Origin of the sequence: Deinococcus apachensis DSM 19763 (genome assembly GCF_000381345.1) — a bacterium.
Taxonomy (GTDB): Bacteria; Deinococcota; Deinococci; order Deinococcales; family Deinococcaceae; genus Deinococcus; species Deinococcus apachensis.
The window spans coordinates 60,635-79,160 of sequence record NZ_KB906404.1 but is presented as its reverse complement, the minus strand read 5'-3'; the positions used below and the strand labels follow the sequence as shown (position 1 = coordinate 79,160).

General features: G+C 71.6%; 12 protein-coding genes and 1 pseudogene. 5 read left to right on the top strand and 8 right to left on the bottom strand.

Annotation, left to right across the window (positions count from 1 at the left end; translation table 11 throughout):
- Positions 1-8: 8 nt before the first annotated feature.
- Complete coding sequence (gene apaG / locus F784_RS0112050; RefSeq protein WP_026332436.1) at positions 9-401, bottom strand: Co2+/Mg2+ efflux protein ApaG; 393 nt, start codon at positions 399-401, stop codon at positions 9-11.
- A 36-nt stretch (positions 402-437) separates the two neighbouring features.
- On the opposite strand from apaG, the gene F784_RS0112045 reads away from it, so the two are divergent.
- A complete protein-coding gene (locus tag F784_RS0112045) occupies positions 438-1,502 on the top strand; it encodes a M42 family metallopeptidase (RefSeq protein WP_019586989.1) in 1,065 nt (354 codons plus the stop codon).
- A 203-nt stretch (positions 1,503-1,705) separates the two neighbouring features.
- Positions 1,706-2,935, top strand: a complete 1,230-nt coding sequence (locus tag F784_RS0112040; RefSeq protein WP_019586988.1) for a TCR/Tet family MFS transporter — start codon at positions 1,706-1,708, stop codon at positions 2,933-2,935.
- Positions 2,936-2,942: 7 nt separating this feature from the next.
- Here F784_RS0112040 and dusA read toward each other — a convergent pair whose 3' ends face one another.
- Positions 2,943-3,968 (bottom strand): tRNA dihydrouridine(20/20a) synthase DusA, encoded by a 1,026-nt coding sequence (dusA, locus tag F784_RS0112035; RefSeq protein ID WP_040383123.1) that lies wholly within the window; start codon positions 3,966-3,968, stop codon positions 2,943-2,945.
- Between the two features lie 342 nt (positions 3,969-4,310).
- Here dusA and F784_RS0112030 point away from each other — a divergent pair, with 342 nt between their 5' ends.
- From F784_RS0112030 to F784_RS0112020, 3 genes are read left to right on the top strand one after another with little or no spacing between them, the layout of a single operon-like run.
- Positions 4,311-5,360: an Mrp/NBP35 family ATP-binding protein gene (locus tag F784_RS0112030; RefSeq protein ID WP_019586986.1), complete on the top strand. Its 1,050-nt coding sequence runs from the start codon at positions 4,311-4,313 to the stop codon at positions 5,358-5,360.
- Positions 5,361-6,035, top strand: a complete 675-nt coding sequence (locus F784_RS0112025; protein WP_019586985.1) for a helix-turn-helix transcriptional regulator — start codon at positions 5,361-5,363, stop codon at positions 6,033-6,035.
- Positions 6,032-6,610, top strand: a complete 579-nt coding sequence (locus F784_RS0112020) for a 2'-5' RNA ligase family protein (protein WP_019586984.1) — start codon at positions 6,032-6,034, stop codon at positions 6,608-6,610. The genes F784_RS0112025 and F784_RS0112020 overlap by 4 nt, the downstream gene beginning before the upstream one ends.
- Before the next feature lie 298 nt (positions 6,611-6,908).
- Here the strand turns inward: F784_RS0112020 and F784_RS0112015 are convergent, their stop codons facing one another.
- The 6 genes and pseudogenes from F784_RS0112015 to F784_RS27695 all read right to left on the bottom strand — a co-directional run.
- The gene (locus tag F784_RS0112015) at positions 6,909-8,003 is read right to left on the bottom strand and encodes a bifunctional 3-deoxy-7-phosphoheptulonate synthase/chorismate mutase (protein ID WP_019586983.1); all 1,095 of its coding nucleotides are present in this window, start codon (positions 8,001-8,003) and stop codon (positions 6,909-6,911) included.
- 55 nt (positions 8,004-8,058) lie between these two features.
- On the bottom strand, positions 8,059-8,484 hold the full coding sequence (locus tag F784_RS0112010) for a globin domain-containing protein (RefSeq protein WP_019586982.1): 426 nt from the start codon (positions 8,482-8,484) through the stop codon (positions 8,059-8,061).
- Positions 8,485-8,493: 9 nt separating this feature from the next.
- Positions 8,494-9,159 (bottom strand): YczE/YyaS/YitT family protein, encoded by a 666-nt coding sequence (locus F784_RS0112005; RefSeq protein WP_019586981.1) that lies wholly within the window; start codon positions 9,157-9,159, stop codon positions 8,494-8,496.
- A gap of 438 nt (positions 9,160-9,597) precedes the next feature.
- Complete coding sequence (locus F784_RS24620) at positions 9,598-13,404, bottom strand: PAS domain S-box protein (RefSeq protein WP_169405687.1); 3,807 nt, start codon at positions 13,402-13,404, stop codon at positions 9,598-9,600.
- Between the two features lie 338 nt (positions 13,405-13,742).
- Positions 13,743-14,522 carry a WD40 repeat domain-containing protein gene (locus F784_RS27700; protein WP_342662487.1) on the bottom strand — a complete coding sequence of 260 codons (780 nt, stop codon included), beginning with the start codon at positions 14,520-14,522 and terminating at the stop codon, positions 13,743-13,745.
- Between the two features lie 408 nt (positions 14,523-14,930).
- Positions 14,931-18,295, bottom strand: a pseudogene (locus F784_RS27695) (nSTAND1 domain-containing NTPase); the annotation flags it as partial.
- Between the last annotated feature and the right edge of the window lie 231 nt (positions 18,296-18,526).

Here is an 18,526-nt window from a genome sequence, read left to right as displayed (position 1 = left end):
CTGGGCTTCTAGTTCAGCGTCCGCTCGCCCGGCACCTCCAGCACGAAGGGGGGGATGGGCACCTGCGCCCGCTCGCCCCAGGCATCCTGTATCACGTAATGGCCGCCCATTCGACCCGGCGTGTCCTGCACAGTCACGAAGGAGTCGTACACGAAGGTGCCGCCGGGCGGAATCACGGGCTGCTCTCCGACCACACCCTCGCCGTCCACAACGGTCTCACGGCCCCCGGCGTCCACGATGTCCCAGTGGCGGGCGAGGAGTTTCCAGGTCTGGTCACTGTGGTTCTCAATGCGGATGACGTAGGTGAAGACGTGGCGCCCGGGGGTGGAGTGCGCCCGCAGGTAGGACACGTCCACCTGAACGCGCACGTCCGGGGCTGGGGGACGGGGGGGCTGGCTCATGCGGGCAGGATAGCCGCGCGGCGTAGACTCGCCCGCGTGAGCGCCCCAACCGAATCCCGGATCAACCTCGACTTCCTGTTCGCCCTGCTGCGCCAGGCGGCCCCCAGCGGCTTCGAACGCCGTGCCGCCGACGTGTGGAAGCAGGAGGCGGCGACCTTCGCCCGCGTCTCGGAGGACCACTACGGCAACGTGTACGCCGAAATTGGCCCCGAAGATGCCCCGGCCATCGCCCTGCAGGGCCACCTCGACGAGATCGGCCTGATCGTGAGCCACGTCGGCGACGAGGGCTTTCTGAGCGTGCTCGCCATCGGGGGCTGGGACCCACAGGTGCTCGTGGGGCAGCGCATCCGCCTCCTCGCGCCGGGGGGGGACCTGGTGGGCGTGGTCGGCAAGAAGGCGATTCACGTGATGGAACCCGAGGAGCGCAAGAACGCCAGCAAGATTGAGGACCTGTGGATTGACGTGGGCCTGGGCAAGGAGGAGGCGCAGGCGCGAATCCCGGTCGGCACCCCCGGCGTGATCGAGCAGGAGCCGCTGCGGATGGGCGGGCGCATCGTCAGCCGCGCGCTCGACAACCGGGTGGGCGCCTTTATCGTGCTGGAGGCGCTGCGGGCGCTGGCCGGGACGGACCTGAAGCACCGCGTCGTCGCCGTGGGCACCAGCCAGGAGGAGATCGGCGTCTTCGGGGCGCAACTCAGCGGCTATCGCCTGAACCCCATCGCCGGGGTCGCTGTGGACGTGACGCACGAGACGAAGCAGCCCGGCGTCAGCGAGAAGAAGTACGGAGTGGTGCCTTTCGGCTCGGGCGCGAACCTCAGCGTGGGGCCCATGAACAGCCCGGTCATCCTGCGGCAGATGACGGCGGCGGCGCAGGCGGGGGGCATCCCCTACACCCTCAGCGCGAGCGGGCGCTACACGGGCACGGACGCGGACGCCCTGACCCTCGTGCGCGCGGGTGTGCCCACCGCCGTCGTCAGCATCCCCAACCGCTACATGCACTCGCCCAGCGAGATGGTGGACGAGCGGGACGTGAAGGCCTGCATCGACATCATCGCGGCGTGGATCAGGGAGCTGGGGGCGGAGCCGGACTTCACCCGCTGAGGGCAGACGACCCCTCCCCCCTGGCTTCAAAGCCCTCTGCCCGGGGAGAGGGGTCTTTCGTCGCCCGCCCACCCCCCCGAACTCCAGACCGCACCGTCCTGAACCACTCCGTGGAGACCCGATCAAAAGGCGCCATCCTCTGTCGGGAACCTTAGGCCATAGACCCTATTTATCCCGTCCCCGGCACAGTTTAGAGTGCCCTGATGGTAGCCACCTCTGCCCGCCGCCCCGCCGCGCTGGCGTTCATCCTGCTGACAGTCCTGCTCGACGTGATGGGCATCGGGCTGATCATCCCGGTGTTTCCGCTGCTGGTGACCGAGCTGGCGCACTCGCCCACCGCCGGGGCGCAGATGGTCGGCGTGTTCACCGCCGTGTATGCGGTCATGCAGTTCGTCTGCGCACCGATCCTGGGGGCGCTCTCCGACCGCTACGGCCGCCGCCCGGTCCTCCTTGCCAGCCTGACGGGGATGGGGCTGGACTACCTGCTGCTGACGGTGGCGCCCAACCTCGCGTGGCTCTTCGTGGGCCGGGTGATCGCGGGGATGACCGGGGCGAGCATCACCGTGGCAAACGCCTACCTGGCGGACGTGACGCCCCCCGAGGGCCGCGCCCGCTCCTTCGGGTTGCTGGGGGCGACCTTCGGGGTGGGCTTTATCCTGGGTCCGGCGCTGGGCGGGGTGCTGGGGGACATCGACCTGCGCCTGCCGTTCCTGGTCGCGGCGGGGTTGGCGCTGCTGAACGCGCTGTACGGCTTTTTTGTGCTGCCCGAATCGCTGGCGCCGGAGAACCGGGGGGGGCGTCCGGGCCGGGGGGTGCTCAACCCGCTGCTGCCCCTGAAGGCGCTGGGGCGCTACCCACTGGTGCGAAACCTCGCCGCCGCCTTCGTGTTGATTGGCATGGCGCAGCAGGTCATCTTCAGCACCTGGGTCCTTTTCACCGAGCGGGTGCTGGGGTGGACACCCGCGCAAAATGGGGTCGCGCTGGCCGTCGTCGGGCTGCTCTCGGTGGTCGTGCAGGCGGGACTGGTCGGCGTGGCGATGCGGGTGCTGGGCGAGCGGGGGGCGATCTTCACCGGCCTGCTCCTCGGCGTCGTGCAGTACGTCCTGCTGGGGGCGGCGCGCTCCGGCGAGCTGCTGTACGCCTCCATCGTGCTGGGGTCAATGGCGGGCATCGCGGGTCCGGCGATCCAGGGCCTGATCAGCCGCACGGTGGACCCCACCGAGCAGGGGCGGGTGCAGGGGGCGCTCACCAGCGTCAACAGCCTGGTGGGGATCGTCGGCCCGCTGCTCGCCACCTCCGTCTTCGCCTACTTCACCCGCCCCGGAAACACCTTCCACGAGCCGGGCGCAGCCTTTTACATGGCGGCCCTCTTCAGCCTGCTGGGGACCGTGGTGGCGGGCGTGGTCCTGCGGCGGGCGGGGCGGCAGTACTGATCTTGAGCTACGCGGGCTGAGCCTCCCCTATCCTGGGTCGCGCGTCCAGCACACTCTCCGGCACTCCCGCCAGCGCCCCGCGCACCACCTCCAACCCCGCGCCGGAGCGGTGGCCCTGCTCGCTGAGGGTCCGCTTCCAGTGCCGGGCACCCGGCTGTCCCGCGAAGAGGCCGAGGGTGTGCTTCATCAGGCGGTTCAGGGGCTGGCCCTGTTCCAGCTGCTCGGCGACGTAGGGCAGGAACGCCTCAATGGCCTCGCGGCGGGTAGGCGGCGTCACGTCCTCCCCGAACACGTCGCGGTCGGCGGTGGCGAGGATGTAGGGGTCCTGGTACGCCGCGCGGCCGATCATCACGCCGTCGGCCCAGGCCAGATGCTCCCGCGCCGCCTCCGGCGTCAGCACGCCGCCGTTCAGCACGATCGTCAGGTGCGGAAAGTCGGCTCCCAGTTGCCGCACGACCTCGTAGCGCAGCGGGGGAATCTCGCGGTTTTCCTTGGGCGAGAGGCCCGAGAGCCACGCCTTGCGCGCGTGAACGATGAAGGTCTCACACCCGGCCCCCGCCACTATGCCCACAAAACGCGTCAGGTGCTCGTAGCTGTCCAAGTCGTCGATGCCGATGCGGTGCTTGACGGTGATGGGGAGAGAAGTGGCCCCCCGCATCGCCTCCACCGCTCGGGCCACCACGTCGGGCGTGCCCATGAGGCAGGCGCCGAACGAACCGCTTTGCACCCGGTCACTGGGGCAGCCGCAGTTGAGGTTCACCTCGTCGTAGCCCCAATCCTGAGCTATGCGGGCGCATTCGGCAAGCGCCACCGGATCACTGCCGCCCAGTTGCAGGGCGACGGGATGCTCGGCCGTTCCGAACCCCAGGTGCCGCTCGCGGTCACCATGCAGGATCGCCCCCGTGGTGACCATCTCGGTGTACAGCAGCGTCCGCCGCGTCAGAGTGCGGTGAAATGCCCGGCAGTGCCGGTCGGTCCAGTCCATCATGGGCGCGACCGAGAGGGTGTGAGGCGGGTGGGCGGAGGCGGTCATCAGCCCGCCAGTGTACTGGAAGGGGGCGGGGGGAAAGGTGGCGGGAGGAGAAAGCCGGGTCATGCATGTAACCTTCTTACGTTGGGTAAATCGCATCCCGGGCGGCACTTCAAGTCCCTCGCCGGGTGGGGGTGAGCGGGCACGACCTCCGGCGCGGCCAGAAGAGGAGGCACGCCAGCTTGCAGACGCCCGGGCTGATTACACGCCCCCTCACCCCAGCCCTCCGCTGTGCGATTGTGCGAGCCCCCCATGGGGGAGAGGGAGAACTGCCCCCTCCTCCCCCGCCCACTGTGACCCCGTAGCTTGCCGCCTCCCCCCCGGCCGCGCTACTAATGGCGGGAGATGCGTGACGCCCTGTGGACCGCCCTGAAAACCGTGAATGACCCCGAGCTGCACCGCGATCTGGTGTCGCTGGGCATGATCGAGCGCGCGGAGGTCGAGGGGGACGTGGCCCACGTGAAGGTGAACCTCACCACGCCCGCCTGCCCGCTCAAGGGCAAGATCGAGGGGGACGTGCGGGAGGCGGTCCTCGCCGTGCCCGGCATCCGGGACGTGGCCGTGACCTTCGGGGCGATGGTGCGGCAGCCCGCCCAGCCCGCCCTGCCGGGCGTGAAGCACGTCCTGCTGGTGGGCAGCGGCAAGGGCGGCGTGGGCAAGAGCAGCGTGGCGGTGAACATCGCGGCGTCGCTCGCGCGGGACGGGGCGCGGGTGGGGCTGCTGGACGCCGACGTGTATGGCCCCAGCGTGGCGCACATGCTGGGTGAGTCGGCCTCGCGGGTGACGGCGAATGCCGAGCGCAAGATGCAGCCCCTTCAGGCGCACGGCATCCGCTTCCTGAGCATGGCGAACCTCTCGCCCGCCGGGCAGGCTCTGGTGTGGCGCGGGCCGATGCTGCACTCGGCGATTCAGCAGTTCCTCAAGGACGCGGCGTGGGGCGACCTCGACTACCTGATTGTGGACCTGCCGCCGGGCACCGGCGACGTGCAGCTCTCGCTGACGCAGACGATCCACGTGACGGGCGCGGTGCTGGTCACGACGCCGCAGGACGTGGCGCTGATCGACGCGGCCCGCGCGCTCGACATGTTCCGCAAGGCCAGCGTGCCGGTGCTGGGGGTGGTGGAGAACATGAGTTACTTCGTGGCACCCGACACCGGCCTCACCTACGACCTCTTCGGGCGGGGCGGCTCGCGCAAGCTGGGGGGGCTGCCGCTGCTGGGCGAGGTGCCGCTGGATGTGGTGACCCGCCAGGACGCGGACGCGGGCACCCCCGCCGTCCTCGCGCACCCGGAGTCGCCCGCCGCGCAGGCCCTGACGCAGATCGCGCGCAACCTGGCGGGCCGCGTGAGCGTGCAATCACTCGCCTCCCTTCCTGAACAGCTCCCGGTGGTCTGAATGACGGCGCTCCCCTCCTCCGCCCCCGGGGCGCCCGCGGCGTCGCCCCCGCCCGCTCCCGAGCGGACCAAGAACCGGTTGCTGGAACTGCTCAAACGGCACGGCCCCCAGACTGTGCAGGACCTGGCCGTGGGGCTGGGCGTCAGCGTGCCGGGTGCGCGGCGGCACCTGATCGACCTGCAGGAACAGGGGCTGATTGAGGCGCGCACCGAGCGGCCGGGCGGGCGCGGGCGGCCCCAGCACGTCTTCGGGCTCACCGACCGGGGCGAGGCAGCCTTTCCCAAGACGTACTCCAGCCTGTGCGTGGACGTGCTGCGCCACGTGGAGGAACTGTTCGGCGAGGGGGCGGTGCTTCAGGTCCTCGACGCCCGCAGCGCGGAGCTGGCGCAGCGGTTGCAGGCCGAGTTGCCCGCCTCCCTCCCGCTGGAGGAGCGCGTGCGGCGGCTGGCCGAGTGGCAGACCGGGGCGGGGTTCGACGCCGTGGTGGAGCCGGGTGAGGACGGCACGTGGTACATCGTGGAACGCAACTGCCCGAATCTGACGGTCGCCCGGCAGTATCCGCAACTGTGCCGCAGCGAGCTGGGCATGTTCGTCGAGGCGCTGGGCGCGCACGTCACGCGGGAGACGCGCATCGCGTGCGGGCAGGGCAGTTGCCGCTACCGGATCGGACCTTGAGCGCCCCCTTCCCGCCCTCGCCCCCCCTGTACAGCTTGGTCGCCTGGCCCCCCGAAGCCCTCGACACCTGGCTGCGGCGGACCCAGGAGCGCCTGAACGTGCGCGCCTTTGGGGTGCCGCACCTGAACCTGCGCGCCCCCTTCCAGACAGACCTCAGAACCACTGAACTCGTCGCCGCCTTCCGCGAGGTGCTGCGCGGCGAGGGACCCTTCGAGGTTCGGGTGAGGGGCTGGAAGCGCGTGCCCCACGTCATCTTCCTGGAATGCGAGCTGGACGCCCAGTTGGCGGACCTGCACGCACGAGCCCTGCGTGTGGGCCCATCGAGCCGCGCTCCCCACGACGGCGAGCAGTACATTCCACACCTGACCCTCGCGCTGGGCCTGCTGCCCTGGGCGGAGGACGAGGTGTGGGAGCAGGTGCGGGGGCTCGTGCCGCCCGTGCAGGCCTTCACCGTGAACGTCCTGAGCCTTACCCGAGAAGAACGCGGCGAGGTGCAGGAGCTGCATACCTTCCCGCTGGACGGGGGGCAGCCGGAGGAACGGGCCGCCGTGGGGACGGGGGGCGCCGTCGTCTAGAGTGGGGGAGCTGGTGGGCATGGCGATCTGAGCTGCGGCCCCAAAAGCCCTTCAGGTGCTGGATGGTATCCGCCAGTCCCTCGCACCCCTTGACCCTCGGAGCGGCTTGCAGAGCGGAGGCCGGGTGGGCGGGTCAGGAGCTGAGGCTGGCCCTCTTGGTGGCGCCCAGGATGCTCGCACGGCCCCTCACCTCGACCCTCTCCGGCGGGGGGAAAGGGAGAACAGCCCCGCTTTTTCCTCCAGGCACAGACAAGGGGCCGGGAAAATCCTCCTCCCCGGCCCCTCCTTCTTTGATCGTTTACACCGTCGCGGGCACCTTCAGCAGGGGCGCCAGAGCATTCAGGAAGCGGTCGTACCCGGCGAAGTCGAGTTGCTGCTCGTTGTCGGAAAGCGCCGTGGCGGGGTTGGGGTGGACCTCGACATGGATGCCGTCGGCGCCGACCGCGAGGGCGGCCTTGGCGAGGGGGATGAGCAGGTCGCGGCGCCCGGCGGCGTGCGTCACGTCCACGATGACGGGGAGGTGCGTCTCCTGCTTGGCGAGGGCCACCGCCGAGAGGTCGAGCGTGTTGCGCGTCCACTTCTCGAAGGTGCGGATGCCGCGCTCACACAGGATGACCTCGGGGTTGCCCTCCGAGAGGATGTACTCGGCGGCGTAGAGCCACTCCTCGATGGTGGCCGAGAGCCCGCGCTTGAGGAGCACCGGGCGGCGGGCGCGGCCCACCTCGCGCAGCAGGGCGAAGTTGTGCATGTTGCGCGCACCCACCTGCAGGATGTCGGCGTGTTCGGCCACGACCTCCACGTCGCGGGTGTCCATCACTTCCGTGACAAAGAGCATCCCGTTCTCGCGGGCCGCCCGGCCGCCGATGATCAGGCCGTCCACGCCCATCCCCTGAAAGCCGTAGGGGCTGGTGCGGGGCTTGTAGGCGCCGCCCCGCAGAATTTTGACGCCGCGCCCGGCCAGGAAACGGGCCGTCTCCTCCATCTGCTCCGCCGACTCGATGGAGCACGGCCCCGCCACGATCACGGGGGGCGCGTCGCCGCCGATCCGCACGCCGTCGATATCGAGCATGGTGTCGGTGGGCTGCACCTTGCGCGAGACGAGGAGTTGCTTCTTGTCGTTGCTCTCCTCCAGGTCCAGGCTGGCCCGGAAGATTTCCTTGAAGATCGCCTTGACGGCGGCGTTCGTGAAGGGTCCCTTGTTCAGGCCCTCCAGGTCGCGGAGCTGCTGCTCCTCGCGGGCGGGGTCGTAGTGCTGGGGACGGCCCTCGAGCGACTTGGCGCGCCCGATCTGGGCGACAACCTCGCCGCGGCGGGAGAGCAGGGTGAGCAGGTCGCGGTTGATCGCATCGACTTCCGCGCGAAGCTCGTCAATGCTGCGTTGGGAAGAGGTCATTGGGTCAGTGTAGGCAGAGCGGGCGCCGCCGCACCGTGACCCTGCTAGTCAATTGTCAAGAGTTGTCCAGGTTCGGCTCCCCTTCCTCCGGCGTGTTCACCATGTAGGCGGCCACCCGGGAGAGGGCGGCGTACAGCTCGCGCGCTTCGGCCTCCCCGATCTCGGGCGTCTCGCGCAGGGCGGCGTTCATGCAGGCGAGCCAGGCCCGCGCCCGGGTGGGCGTGATGGGAAAGGGCAGGTGCCGGGCACGCAGCCGGGGATGCCCGAAGCGCTGGTGGTACAGGGGAGGCCCGCCCGTGAAGCCCGTCAGGAACGCGAGCTGCTTCTCGGCGGTGCGGGTCAGGTCAGCAGGGAAGATGGGCGCCAGGTCGGGGTGGGCGCCCACGCGGGTGTAGAAGCGGGTCACCAGGGCGGCGAGCGCCTCCGGGCCGATGCGGTCGTAGAGGTTGCCGCCCTCGGTGAGCGTCAGGGGAGCGGTCATGGGGGCAGGCTAGCGCGCGGCGGGGGCGGGGACCGGGGCCGTTTCCCGTTTGGCGCCGCGCCGCAGGCCGTACAGCGCCATGCCCAGACCCATCGCCGGGCCACTCCCCAGCGCGAACACCAGCGTGCCCCACCCGACCAGGCCGCCCAGAAGCCAGCCCAGCGCCAGCACGACGAGTTCGATCCCGGTGCGGACGCGCGCCACGTCCCAGCCGGTCCGGCGGCTCAGTCCCAGGATCAGGCCGTCCCGCGGTCCGGCCCCCAGACCCGCCGCCACGTAGGTTCCGGTGGCGAAGCCCAGCAGCGCCACGCCGAGGACAAACTGCACCCAGCGGCCCAGGACGGTCGCCGGGTCGGGCACCAGCGGTCCCAGCAGGTCGAGGAACACGCCGATCAGCACGACGTTGATCACCGTCCCCGGGCCGATGCGCTCGCGCAGCCGCAGCGCCGTGAAGGTCACGATGAGCACGCCCGTCAGCACGCTGACCATCCCGATGCTCAGGGGCAGGTGATGGGTCACGCCGAGGTGAAAGGCCTCCCAGGGGGCCAGGCCCACCCGCGCGTCGAGCATCAGGCGCAGGCTCAGGCCGTACAGGAAGAGGCCGAAGACGAGCAGCGCGTACCGCCCCAGCAGGGGCAGACGGGTCAGGGGCGCGAGGGGGGCCGGGCGAGGCACACGGGCGAGGGTAGCACTCTCCCCGGCGGCGTGCAGGAGCGGACAGCCTGCTGGGGAGGGGTGGCCGGTTTCCCCGAGCCTCCCCAGGCCAATAGCGCGGTTCATTCGCGACTTCCACTAGCCAGAAAGCTATTCCAGAACGTGCTTTTTGCCCCTTCCCCTTGCGGGGGGAGGCTGGGACTCGCAGAGCTGCTTGCAGAGGGGGTGAACGGGCACGACCTGCGGCGCGGCGGGAAAGAAGGGCCGAGCATCTTGCCAGTGTCGGCGCTGCTCCGTCGCCCCCTCACCCCGGCCCTCTGCTTCGCAGCTTTACCTGTCTTCACGAGGGAGAGGGAGAACAACTACGTTCTCGGACGTTCTTCTCCTTTAGAGAGAAATGATTCAGCCGACCCGCCGGGGGAGAGCTCGGCAGCCGCACCCCAACCTCCCCAGCAAGCGTCAGATACCTGGTCCTGACGCTTCCCCGGCTCCCGAAGACCCCACGTCCGGCAGGGTGAAGAAGAACGTCGAGCCCTCACCCGGGGTGCTTTCCAGCCACAGCCGTCCGCCGTGACGCTCGACGATCTTGCGGCTCACGGCCAGCCCCAGACCGCTGCCCTCGACCTGATCCTGCGCGTGCAGGCGCTTGAACGGCTCGAAGACCTGCTCCAGGTAGCGGCGCTCGATCCCGACGCCGTTGTCGGCGACGGCGAAGCGCCACATCCGCCCGTCCCGCTCGGCGCTGACGTGGACTCGGGGTGCCACCCCCTGGCGGTGGTACTTCAGCGCGTTCCCAATCAGGTTGACGAGCAGCCGCGAGAGCTGACCCTCATCGGCCCGCACGGTGGGCAGCGGCCCGGAGGCCACCTCCCCACCCGTCGCCTCCAGGTCGGGGGCGAGCAGGTCCAGCACCTCGGCCAGCACGGCAGCGCCGTCCACCGGCTCCAGGGGCCGCTGCTGGGTGTTCAGGCGGGAAAAGGCGAGCAGATCGTCCACCAGGCGCTTCATGCGCTGCCCGCCGCGCACGATCTGGCGCAGATAGGCGTGCCCGCGCTCGTCGAGCCGATCCCCGTAGCGCAGCTCCAAGAGTTCGGCGAAGCTCGTCACCGCGCGGGCGGGGGTCTGGAGGTCGTGGCTGGCGATGTAGGCGAACTGCTCCAGCTCCCGGTTGGAGCGGCGCAGGTTCTCGTTCGCCTCGCGCAGCGCCGCCTCGGCCCGGTAACGCTCTGTCACGTCACGCATGGCGGCCACCGCCCCCAGCCTCTCGCCCCCGGCTGCGATGATGGGGGAGCCGACACTCAGCACGGTGCGGGCCTCGCCCTGCCGGGGCCTGATCACCATCTCCGCGTCCCGGATATGCTCGCCCTGAAAGGCCCGGTACAGCGGGGTCTCAGCGGTCGGCAGCCGTGTCTCGCCGTCCGCGCGGTACAGGTCGTAATGCTCCGCCCACCCCTCTGGCGGCAGCGGGGTCTCGGGCAGGCCGTGGAGCTCGCGCGTCGCGCGGTTGAACAGGGTGAGGTGCCCCGAGGCGTCGCACGCGACGATCCCCTCGGAGAGGCTGTCGAGGAGCGCCGAGAGAAAGGTCCGCTCGCGCTGCAACTCCCGCAGAGCGTCCGCCCGCTCCAGCGCGAGCCCCAGGGACCGGGCCACCGTCTCCAGCAGCGCGCGCTCCTCGGGGGTCCAGGGCCGCGCCTCGTACGTGCCCACGACGAGCACCCCGCGCGGCCTTCCCCCCACCAAGACGGGCAGGCTGGCCGTCGCGCCGATCTCGCGCACCATCTCGGTCGCCGCAGGCACCGTCGCGGGGTCGTAGCGGCCCTGGTAGTAGGGCGCCCCAGTGTCGAAGGGCCGGTCGATGTTGGGCGTCGTGCCGCGGGGCAGGCCGCGCCGCAGGGCGGGGAGCAGCGCCGGGTTGCGGAATTCGCCCCGGTAGGAGCGCAGCCCCCAACGGTCCCTCCCCGGCTCGTAGTAGGTGCTCGCCCCGCTGGGGAGCAGGGACACCAGGATTTCCTGCGCGCGGCCCACCAGCGTGGCGGGATCGGGCTCGGCGGCGAGGTCGCGCGACAGCTCCGCAAAGGCCTCCAGCGCCCGGTTGCGCGCCTCCAGCTCGGCGGTGCGCTCGGCCACCCGGCCCTCCAGGTCGGCGTTCAGGTCGCGGGCCTGGGCGTAGAGCCGGGCGTTTTCCAGCGCGAGGGCCGCGCGGCGGGCGAGTTCCTGCGCGAAGGGCACGTCGTCCGCGGTAAAGGTGCGGCCCGAGCCGTGGAGGGCGAGGCTCAGGGTGCCCAGCACCCGCCCGCGAACCGCCAGCGGCACCAGCAGCGACGAGCCAAAGCCGAAGGCCCTCAGGAGCGCGCGCTGCTCGTCCGGGATGGGCAGGGCACCCAGCATCTCGTCGGTGACCTGGGGCAGCAGCACGGGCACGTTCTCGCGGAACACCTTGGACACTGCGCCGGGGTCGTCCACCCGCTGCGGGAAGGCGGCGAGGTACTTCTCGGCCAGCCGCGCCTTGTCCGGGGAGCGGTGCGCGTAGGCCTGGGGACGCAGGCTGCCGTCCGGCTGCGGGAGGTACACGGCGCACCAGTCGGCGAGGCGGGGCACGGCGAGCGTGGTGAGGCGCGTCAGGGTCTCGCGCATGTCGAGGTCCTGTGCGAGCGTCTCGCCCGCGCCAGCGAGCAGGGTGAGCCGGGTTTCGGCCTGCTTGCGCGCGGTGATGTCCGCCGTGACCCCCAGCAGACGACGGGCCTCGCCATCCTCACCCCGCTCGACCCGGGTGAGCTGCTCCACCCAGATCTTGATGCCGTCCCCCCGGAAGAAGCGGTGCTCTATGCGGAAGCTCTCCGGCCCACCCAGCTCCACGGCCCGCGCGAACGCCGCCTCGACGGCCGGGAGGTCCTCCTCATGCACCCGGGCGAAGAAGGTCGAGATGGGCGCGACCGCCTCCCCGAGGCCCAGGAGGCGCTGGGTCTCGGGGGTGCGGGTGACGATCCCGGTTGCCACGTCCAGGGTCCACACGCCCAGCCCGCTCGCCTCCAGGGTCAGGTGCAGCCGCTTCTCCGCCTCGTACCACTCGTGGACCTCGGTGGCGAGCCCCAGCCACTCGTCCCCCTGGAAGGGCCGGACGGTGACGTGGTGCCAGCGGTACGCGCCGTCCCGGCGGCGCAGCCGCACGTCGCAGGCGTAGGTTTCCCCGGCGGCCAAGCCCCGTTCGCGCGCCTCCTGCACGGCCGCGAGATCGTCCGGGTGGATGGTCCCCTGCCAGGCCTCCCCCGTCAGGGCCACGTCCAGCCCGGTGTACTCGGCCCAGGTGCGGTTGAAGCGCGTGGTGTCCTCCCCGGGGCGCGAGGTCCACATCAGGACGGGCGCGGCGTCCAGCAGGGCGCGCTCCCTCGCCTGCGCGGCGCGTTCCTCCTCGTGCAGGCGGGCGCGTTCCAGGGCCTGCGCGAGCAGCCCGGCGAGCGTGAGCATGAAGGTGCGCTCGGCGTCCCCGGAATCGTGCGGTTCCAGAAAGCCCAGCGTGAGGACGCCCACCGGGTGGCCCTTTGCGATCAGCGGAAGCAGGATCAGGTCGCGGGTGTGCTCACCGAGCCTGCCCGCCAGATGCGGGTAACGCGCCGCGAGGACCTCGAAGGGTAGGGAGAGGGGCGCCCCGGTGCGAATCACGTCCGTCGCGGGGAGAGAGAGGTCGCTGGGAAGCACCCGGAAGCCCTCCAGGCTCCCCCCCGGGTAGCCGACCGAGCCGATCAGGTGCAGCTCAGTTCCCCCGGCGCGCAGGACGGACACGCTTGCCCGGGGAGCCGCGAGGGCGCGGGCGACCTCCGGGAGCACCGCGAGGACGTCCGCCACGTCCCGCGCCCCCGCGAGGGCGGCGGTGATGCGCTGAAGCTTCCCCGCGCGGTCCTCGACGCACTTCAGGGCGTGGATATCCTGGCAGGTGCTGATGACCGTGCGCTGTCCTTCCCGGTTTCGGGGGCGGCTCTGAACGCAGTACCAGCGGTCCTCCCCGCCCGCCGTCCGCAGCCGAACCTCGTGTTCGGTGGCTTCCCCCCTGGCCCAGGCACGCGTCCAGGCCTTCAGGGCCGCCAACCGGTCCCCGGGGTGAATGAGGGCCGCCAGGCCGTCTCCCAGCAGCGCCTGGACGGGAAGCCCGCTCAGATCGGCGAGGGCACGGTTGGTGAAGACGACGGCGGCATCTAGGGTGCTGACATAGGCCGGGAGGGGCAGGTCGTCGAGCAGGTCGAAGGCACCCACGGAGAGCAACTCGGGCATCGCGGCCATGTTAACGGGCCATGAAGGATGAATTGTCTATCCGGTGACTTCATGAGGGGACGGATTCGGGAGGGTGTCTCGTCCGGCCTCTGAGCGAGGCAACCGGGCAGGAGGGCGCCTCCGGTATACTTGCCCGGTTGCCCGCCGAAGGCGGCGAGGAAGCGTTCACACCCACAGGAACGCCGGAGGACACAGACATGGGACTTTCAATCGGAATGGGCAGCCCCCACACCCGGCCGGAGTCTCCCCGAACCACGAGATGACGCTGGGAACGGTTCCCGCTCGGGGCTGACACGGCGATTTCACGGCGGCAGATGGCATCCTGCTGCCACCACCCCTCACTCCAGCCGGGTCCGTTCCCGATCGTCGGGGCAGGCCAGCGTACCCGGGGCGAGGCCGTACACCTGCGGCTCCTCATCGAGGAAATCGCGGACCACCCGCGCGCAGACGCGGCGCCGCAGGTCCGGCAGGGTGGTGGGCGTGCGGTGGACCCAGCCGCCCGAGGTGCTCAGCGCAACCCACCCCCCATCCGGGCTGAAGGTGGCGCTCATCACCCGCGCCCCACCGTAGGAGGCCAGGGCGCGCACCTGCATCCACGTCGTCGTGTCCCACAGCAGGACCGTACCGTTCAAGGTGGCAGTGAGCAGCAGGCGGCCGTCCGGCGAGAAGCGCACGGCCTGCACGGCGCCACGTCCGGTCAGCGGTCCCAGGAAGCGTATCTGTCGGCCGCTCGCCGGGTTGAACAGGTGCACCTCGCCGTTCCGGGCGCCCACGGCCACCAGCGACTCGTCGGGCGAGAGGGCCACGTCCCCCGCGAAGGGGCTGCTTGGCCCCTCTAGGGCGAGGGTGGGTTTCAGGGCGCGCAGGTGTTCGCCGGTGTTTGCGTCCCAGACGTGCGCGCCGGAGGTCGTGTCAGAGGCCGTGACGAGGAAGCGGCGGCCGTAGGCGACCCCGTTCAGGTCCTGGCGGGCCGCCTGGTCGGCACTTTTCAGGTGAAAGACAGGCTGTCCGGCGCGCCCGGCTGCTCGGTCGAACACCCACAGGCCGTCACCCCCCAACGCGAGGCGCTCACCCCCGGGGCTCACGGCGAGGGCCCTTCCTCCCGGGCTCTTGTACATTCGCAAGCGCTGCGCCCCCCGCGAATCCCACTCCTGAACGAAGCGCTCCGAGGAGGCGTAGAGCTGGCCGTCCGGCGCCACGATGACGCGCAGGGCCGAGAATTGAGGCTGGTTGCCGACCAGGCGGCCGCTGACCACATTCCAGCCGCGCAGCCCCCGGGTCACGTTGCCCGCCCAGAGGGTCGTGCCGTCCGGTGAGAACGACAGGCCGCGCACGGAGTCCCCACCGAACGAGTAGGCGTCGGGCGGGTTGGGGCCACCCTGGGGCCAGGCCCGCACATTCCCGTCGAAGTTGGCCGTGACCACCTGCCCCCCCAGGAACCCGGCGTTATCCGTGCCCAGGGCGGGGGTGGGGAGCAGCCACGCCTCACGCCCCCCTGAGAGCGCCCCCACCTCCCAGACCCGCACCACCCGGTCGCGACCCCCGGTGAGGAGGAAGCGCCCATCAGGGGAAAACGCTACCCGCCCCACCGACTCGGTGTGCGCGCCCAGAGTGTGCCGCAGCAGGCCCCGCGCTGCGTCCCAGACCCGCGCGGTCGTGTCGGCGCTGCCGCTGAGGAGCGTCCGGCTGTCCGGGGCGAAGGTCACGTCGAGCACCGGGCGAGTGTGGCCGCGCAGGGTGAACTCCCCCTCGCCCGTGCGGGCGTCCAGCACCCGCAGGTCGTTCCCGGCCGCCAGGGCCAGCCGCCGCCCGTCGGGGGACACCGCTCCTATCCACCCGTCGAGGTCTGGGGGCAGCACCCGCCGCCTCCGACCGTCCGCGAGGGAAACGACCTCGGAGGGGGCGCCGTCCAGCCCCAGCAGACCTACCCCGGAGGCCGAGAGGAAGAGTCTCCCGTTTCCCGTCAGCTTGCGCGTCCACCGCACGGTGCGGCTGTCCACGTCGTACAGCCGCACGGTGGAGCGCGTGTAGTCCCGGTCGAAGGTGGTGAAGCTCAGGAGGCGGCCATCGGGGGAAAAGGAAAGCGGCCCCGGATTACCTGCCACGTCCTGCCACAGGACGCTGGCGGTTCCTGAGCGAGCGTCCCACAACCGCACCGCCGCCGTCCCCGAACTGCCCGCGTAGGTACCCACCGCGACAGAGCGCCCGTCCGGGGAGGCCGCCAGTGTCTCGGGATAGCCCCCAATCTGGAAGAGCTTGCGCCCGAAGTCGTGCTGCGCGGCGCGTTGCAGGGCAAGGTCGGCCTCGCGGGTGGGCGAGAGGCGGGTCGCGTGGACGGCGAGCAGCGCAGCGAGTTCCGGGTCACCCCGACCGTTCAGCAGGGCCGTCGCCTCGGCGGCCAGCCGCTGGCTCTCGCTGCGGGCGAGGCTGGCGTGGGCCTCCTGGCGGCTGCGCAGCGCCCACAAGCTCAGCCCGCCCGCCAGCACGGTGGAGACCAGCAGCACCGCCGACAGCGCTGTAAGAAAGCGCCGCGCCCGGCCTTCGAGATGCCGCTCGCGGGCCTGCCGCGCGCCCTCCTCCGCCGTCTCCCGGTCCCGCTGCGCCGCGCTGGCCGCCAGGTACTCGGTCTCCTCCGGGGTGAGGCGCAGGGACGCCCCCCGGGCCCAGGCCTCCGCCTCGGCGAGCGGGGCGCCGCGCAGCAGGGCGCCGGGGTCCCGGTCCGCCCCCCGCCACTCGTGGGCTCGCCGGGCGAGCAACCTCTGGCGCCGCAGGTCCTCCCGGGCCGAGTCCAGCCAGGCGCGCAGGGTGGGCCACCCGGTCAGCAGCGCCTCGTGGGCGACCTCGACGGTGGGCTCACGGGTCAGGGGGTCGTGGTCGGCGGTGAGCAGGCGGCGCCCGGTGTAGAGGTCCAGCACCTCGGGCACCCGCTCCTCGTCCAGGGCGTGCAGTTCGGCCAGGGGGGCGCGGCGCCGGGTCTCCTCGCCCGCCTCGCCCAGGGTCACCAGGCGCAGGAAGACCTCGCGCACCAGGGGCCGCTCGGCCTTGCCCAGCGACGCGAGCAGTCCTTCCGCCCGCCGGGCCAGCGTGCCGCGCAGGCCGCCCAGCGCCTCGTAGGCGGCGAGGGTCAGGGTGCGGCCCTCGCGGCGCTCGTAGAGTTCGGTCAGCGCGTATTGCAGCAGCGGCAGCGGGCCGGGCTGCCCCCTGCGTCGCGGACGAGGGCGACAGTGAGCGCGGGCTCCGGGTTCAGCCCCGCGCGGCGGGCAGGTCCGGTCACCGCCCGGGCGAGGTCCTCCGGGCTCAGCGGGGTGAGGGCCAGGGTGTGCTCGCGCATCAGCCCGGCGGTCGCCGGGTGCAGCAGCGGCCGGTCGTAGAAGTCGGCGCGCAGGGTGACGACCACCCGCACCCGGCTGTCCTCCGCGCCCACAGCTTCGGCGATTCCCGCCAGCAGCGCGTCCCGCTCGCGCACGTCCCTGGTCAGGGTGAAGACTTCCTCGAACTGGTCGATCACCACGAGGAGTTCGGTTTCCGGGTCCGAGGGCAGGATGGCTGGTGCGAGGGCCGTTAGGTCCCCAGCACCCAGCAGGTCCGGGGGCGGGGAGCGCAGAGCGACTCCGGTGAGGGCCGCTCCCAGCGCCGCGAGCGGGTGCGGGCCGGGCAGCAGGGTCGCCACGAACCACTTGCCCGAGCCCGGCAGCGCCCCGGACCATAGGGCGGGCAGCAGCCCCGCGCGGACCACCGAGGACTTGCCGCTCCCGCTGGGCCCGACGAGCGCGACGAAGCGCGACCCCTTCAGGTGCTCCAGCAGCGCCGCGACCTCCCGCTCTCGCCCGAAGAAGTCCGGCGCGTCCGCCTCCCCGAAGGGGCGCAGGCCCTTGTAGGGGTTGGGGGGAGCGCCGACCTCCTCCCGCGGGCTGAGGGGCGCGGGGGTGGGCGGGGCCGTGCCCCCCTGGGCGAAGAGGCCCAACTCCCCCGCCCGCCGCACCGCCTCCTCCCGGCTGTGCACGTCGAGCTTGGCGTACACCTGCTTCACGTACCAGCGGGCCGTCTCCAGGGTGAGGGGGAGGTGCTGCGTAATCTGCCTGTTGCTCAGCCCCGCCACCATCAGCCGCAGCACGTCCCGCTCCCGCTCGGTCAGGGGATCGGGGAGGGGCTGGGGGTCACGACTCGGCCGGGGCCCGGCGGCAGCCTCGAAAGCGGCGACGAAGCGGGCCACGTCCGCGTAGCGGTGGCTGGGCTCAGGGGCAGTCGCGGTCGCCAGCACGGCGAGCACGTCCCCAGGCATCCCGGCGCCCCGGCCGTCCGCCCCCAGCGCAGCGCGCAGCACCTGGCCCAGGCTGTACAGGTCCCCCAGGGGGCCCGGCGGCTCCCCCCGCCCCTGCTCGGGCGGGAGGTAGGGGGAGCCCGCCCCCCCACCCCGCCCCACCGGGCGCGCGATCCCGAAATCAGCCAGGTACGCGTTGCCGTCCTCGTCAAGCAGGAGGTTGTCCGGCTTCACGTCGTGATGCACCACCCCCTGACGGTGCGCCGCCGCCAGGGCCGCCCCGACCTGCCGGACCAGCCGCAGGCCCTCGGGAAGCGTCAGCGGGCCCGCGTCCAGCCGCCGCGCGAGCGTGGTCGGCAGCCAGCGCATGACGAGGTAGGCCCCGCCCGGCTCGCGCCAGTAGTCGTACAGCGGAACGATGTGGGGGTGTTCCAGCCGCGCGACGAGCTGGGCCTCCACCTCGAAGCGGCGCACGAACTCGGGCTGGGCGGCGAGTTCCGGGCGAATGACCTTGACGGCGACCTCGCGGCCCACCTCGGCCTGGTAGGCGCGGTACACCTCGCCGTACGCGCCCGCGCCGACGCGTTCGAGCAACTCGTATTGGCGGACGTACCGGGGGGGCGCCGTCATCCTGATCTCCCCGGGAGGGGGGAAGGGGTGGGTGGTCCCCAGTGTAAGCACTTTTGCACGGCGTGTTGAAGGTGGCCGGGCCCCTGGGAGGTCGCGCACCTCCCACCTTCCACGACCTGGGAGGTGCGTTTCCACGCGCCTTCCCGCTTACCCTTCCGGCACCCCAAGGAGGGGAACATCATGAACAGCCTGCGCACTCTCCGCCGCCTGCCCATGAAGATCAAGCTCGAC

Bases quoted from the DNA above. Each gene is read 5' to 3' on its own strand.
- F784_RS0112010 (WP_019586982.1), bottom strand. From the start codon at position 8,484: ATGACCGCTCCCCTGACGCTCACCGAGGGCGGCAACCTCTACGACCGC.
- F784_RS0112015 (WP_019586983.1), bottom strand. From the start codon at position 8,003: ATGACCTCTTCCCAACGCAGCATTGACGAGCTTCGCGCGGAAGTCGAT.
- F784_RS27700 (WP_342662487.1), bottom strand. From the start codon at position 14,522: ATGTACAAGAGCCCGGGAGGAAGGGCCCTCGCCGTGAGCCCCGGGGGT.
- apaG (WP_026332436.1), bottom strand. From the start codon at position 401: ATGAGCCAGCCCCCCCGTCCCCCAGCCCCGGACGTGCGCGTTCAGGTG.
- F784_RS0112025 (WP_019586985.1), top strand. From the start codon at position 5,361: ATGACGGCGCTCCCCTCCTCCGCCCCCGGGGCGCCCGCGGCGTCGCCC.
- F784_RS0112040 (WP_019586988.1), top strand. From the start codon at position 1,706: ATGGTAGCCACCTCTGCCCGCCGCCCCGCCGCGCTGGCGTTCATCCTG.
- F784_RS24620 (WP_169405687.1), bottom strand. From the start codon at position 13,404: ATGCCCGAGTTGCTCTCCGTGGGTGCCTTCGACCTGCTCGACGACCTG.
- F784_RS0112030 (WP_019586986.1), top strand. From the start codon at position 4,311: ATGCGTGACGCCCTGTGGACCGCCCTGAAAACCGTGAATGACCCCGAG.
- dusA (WP_040383123.1), bottom strand. From the start codon at position 3,968: ATGACCGCCTCCGCCCACCCGCCTCACACCCTCTCGGTCGCGCCCATG.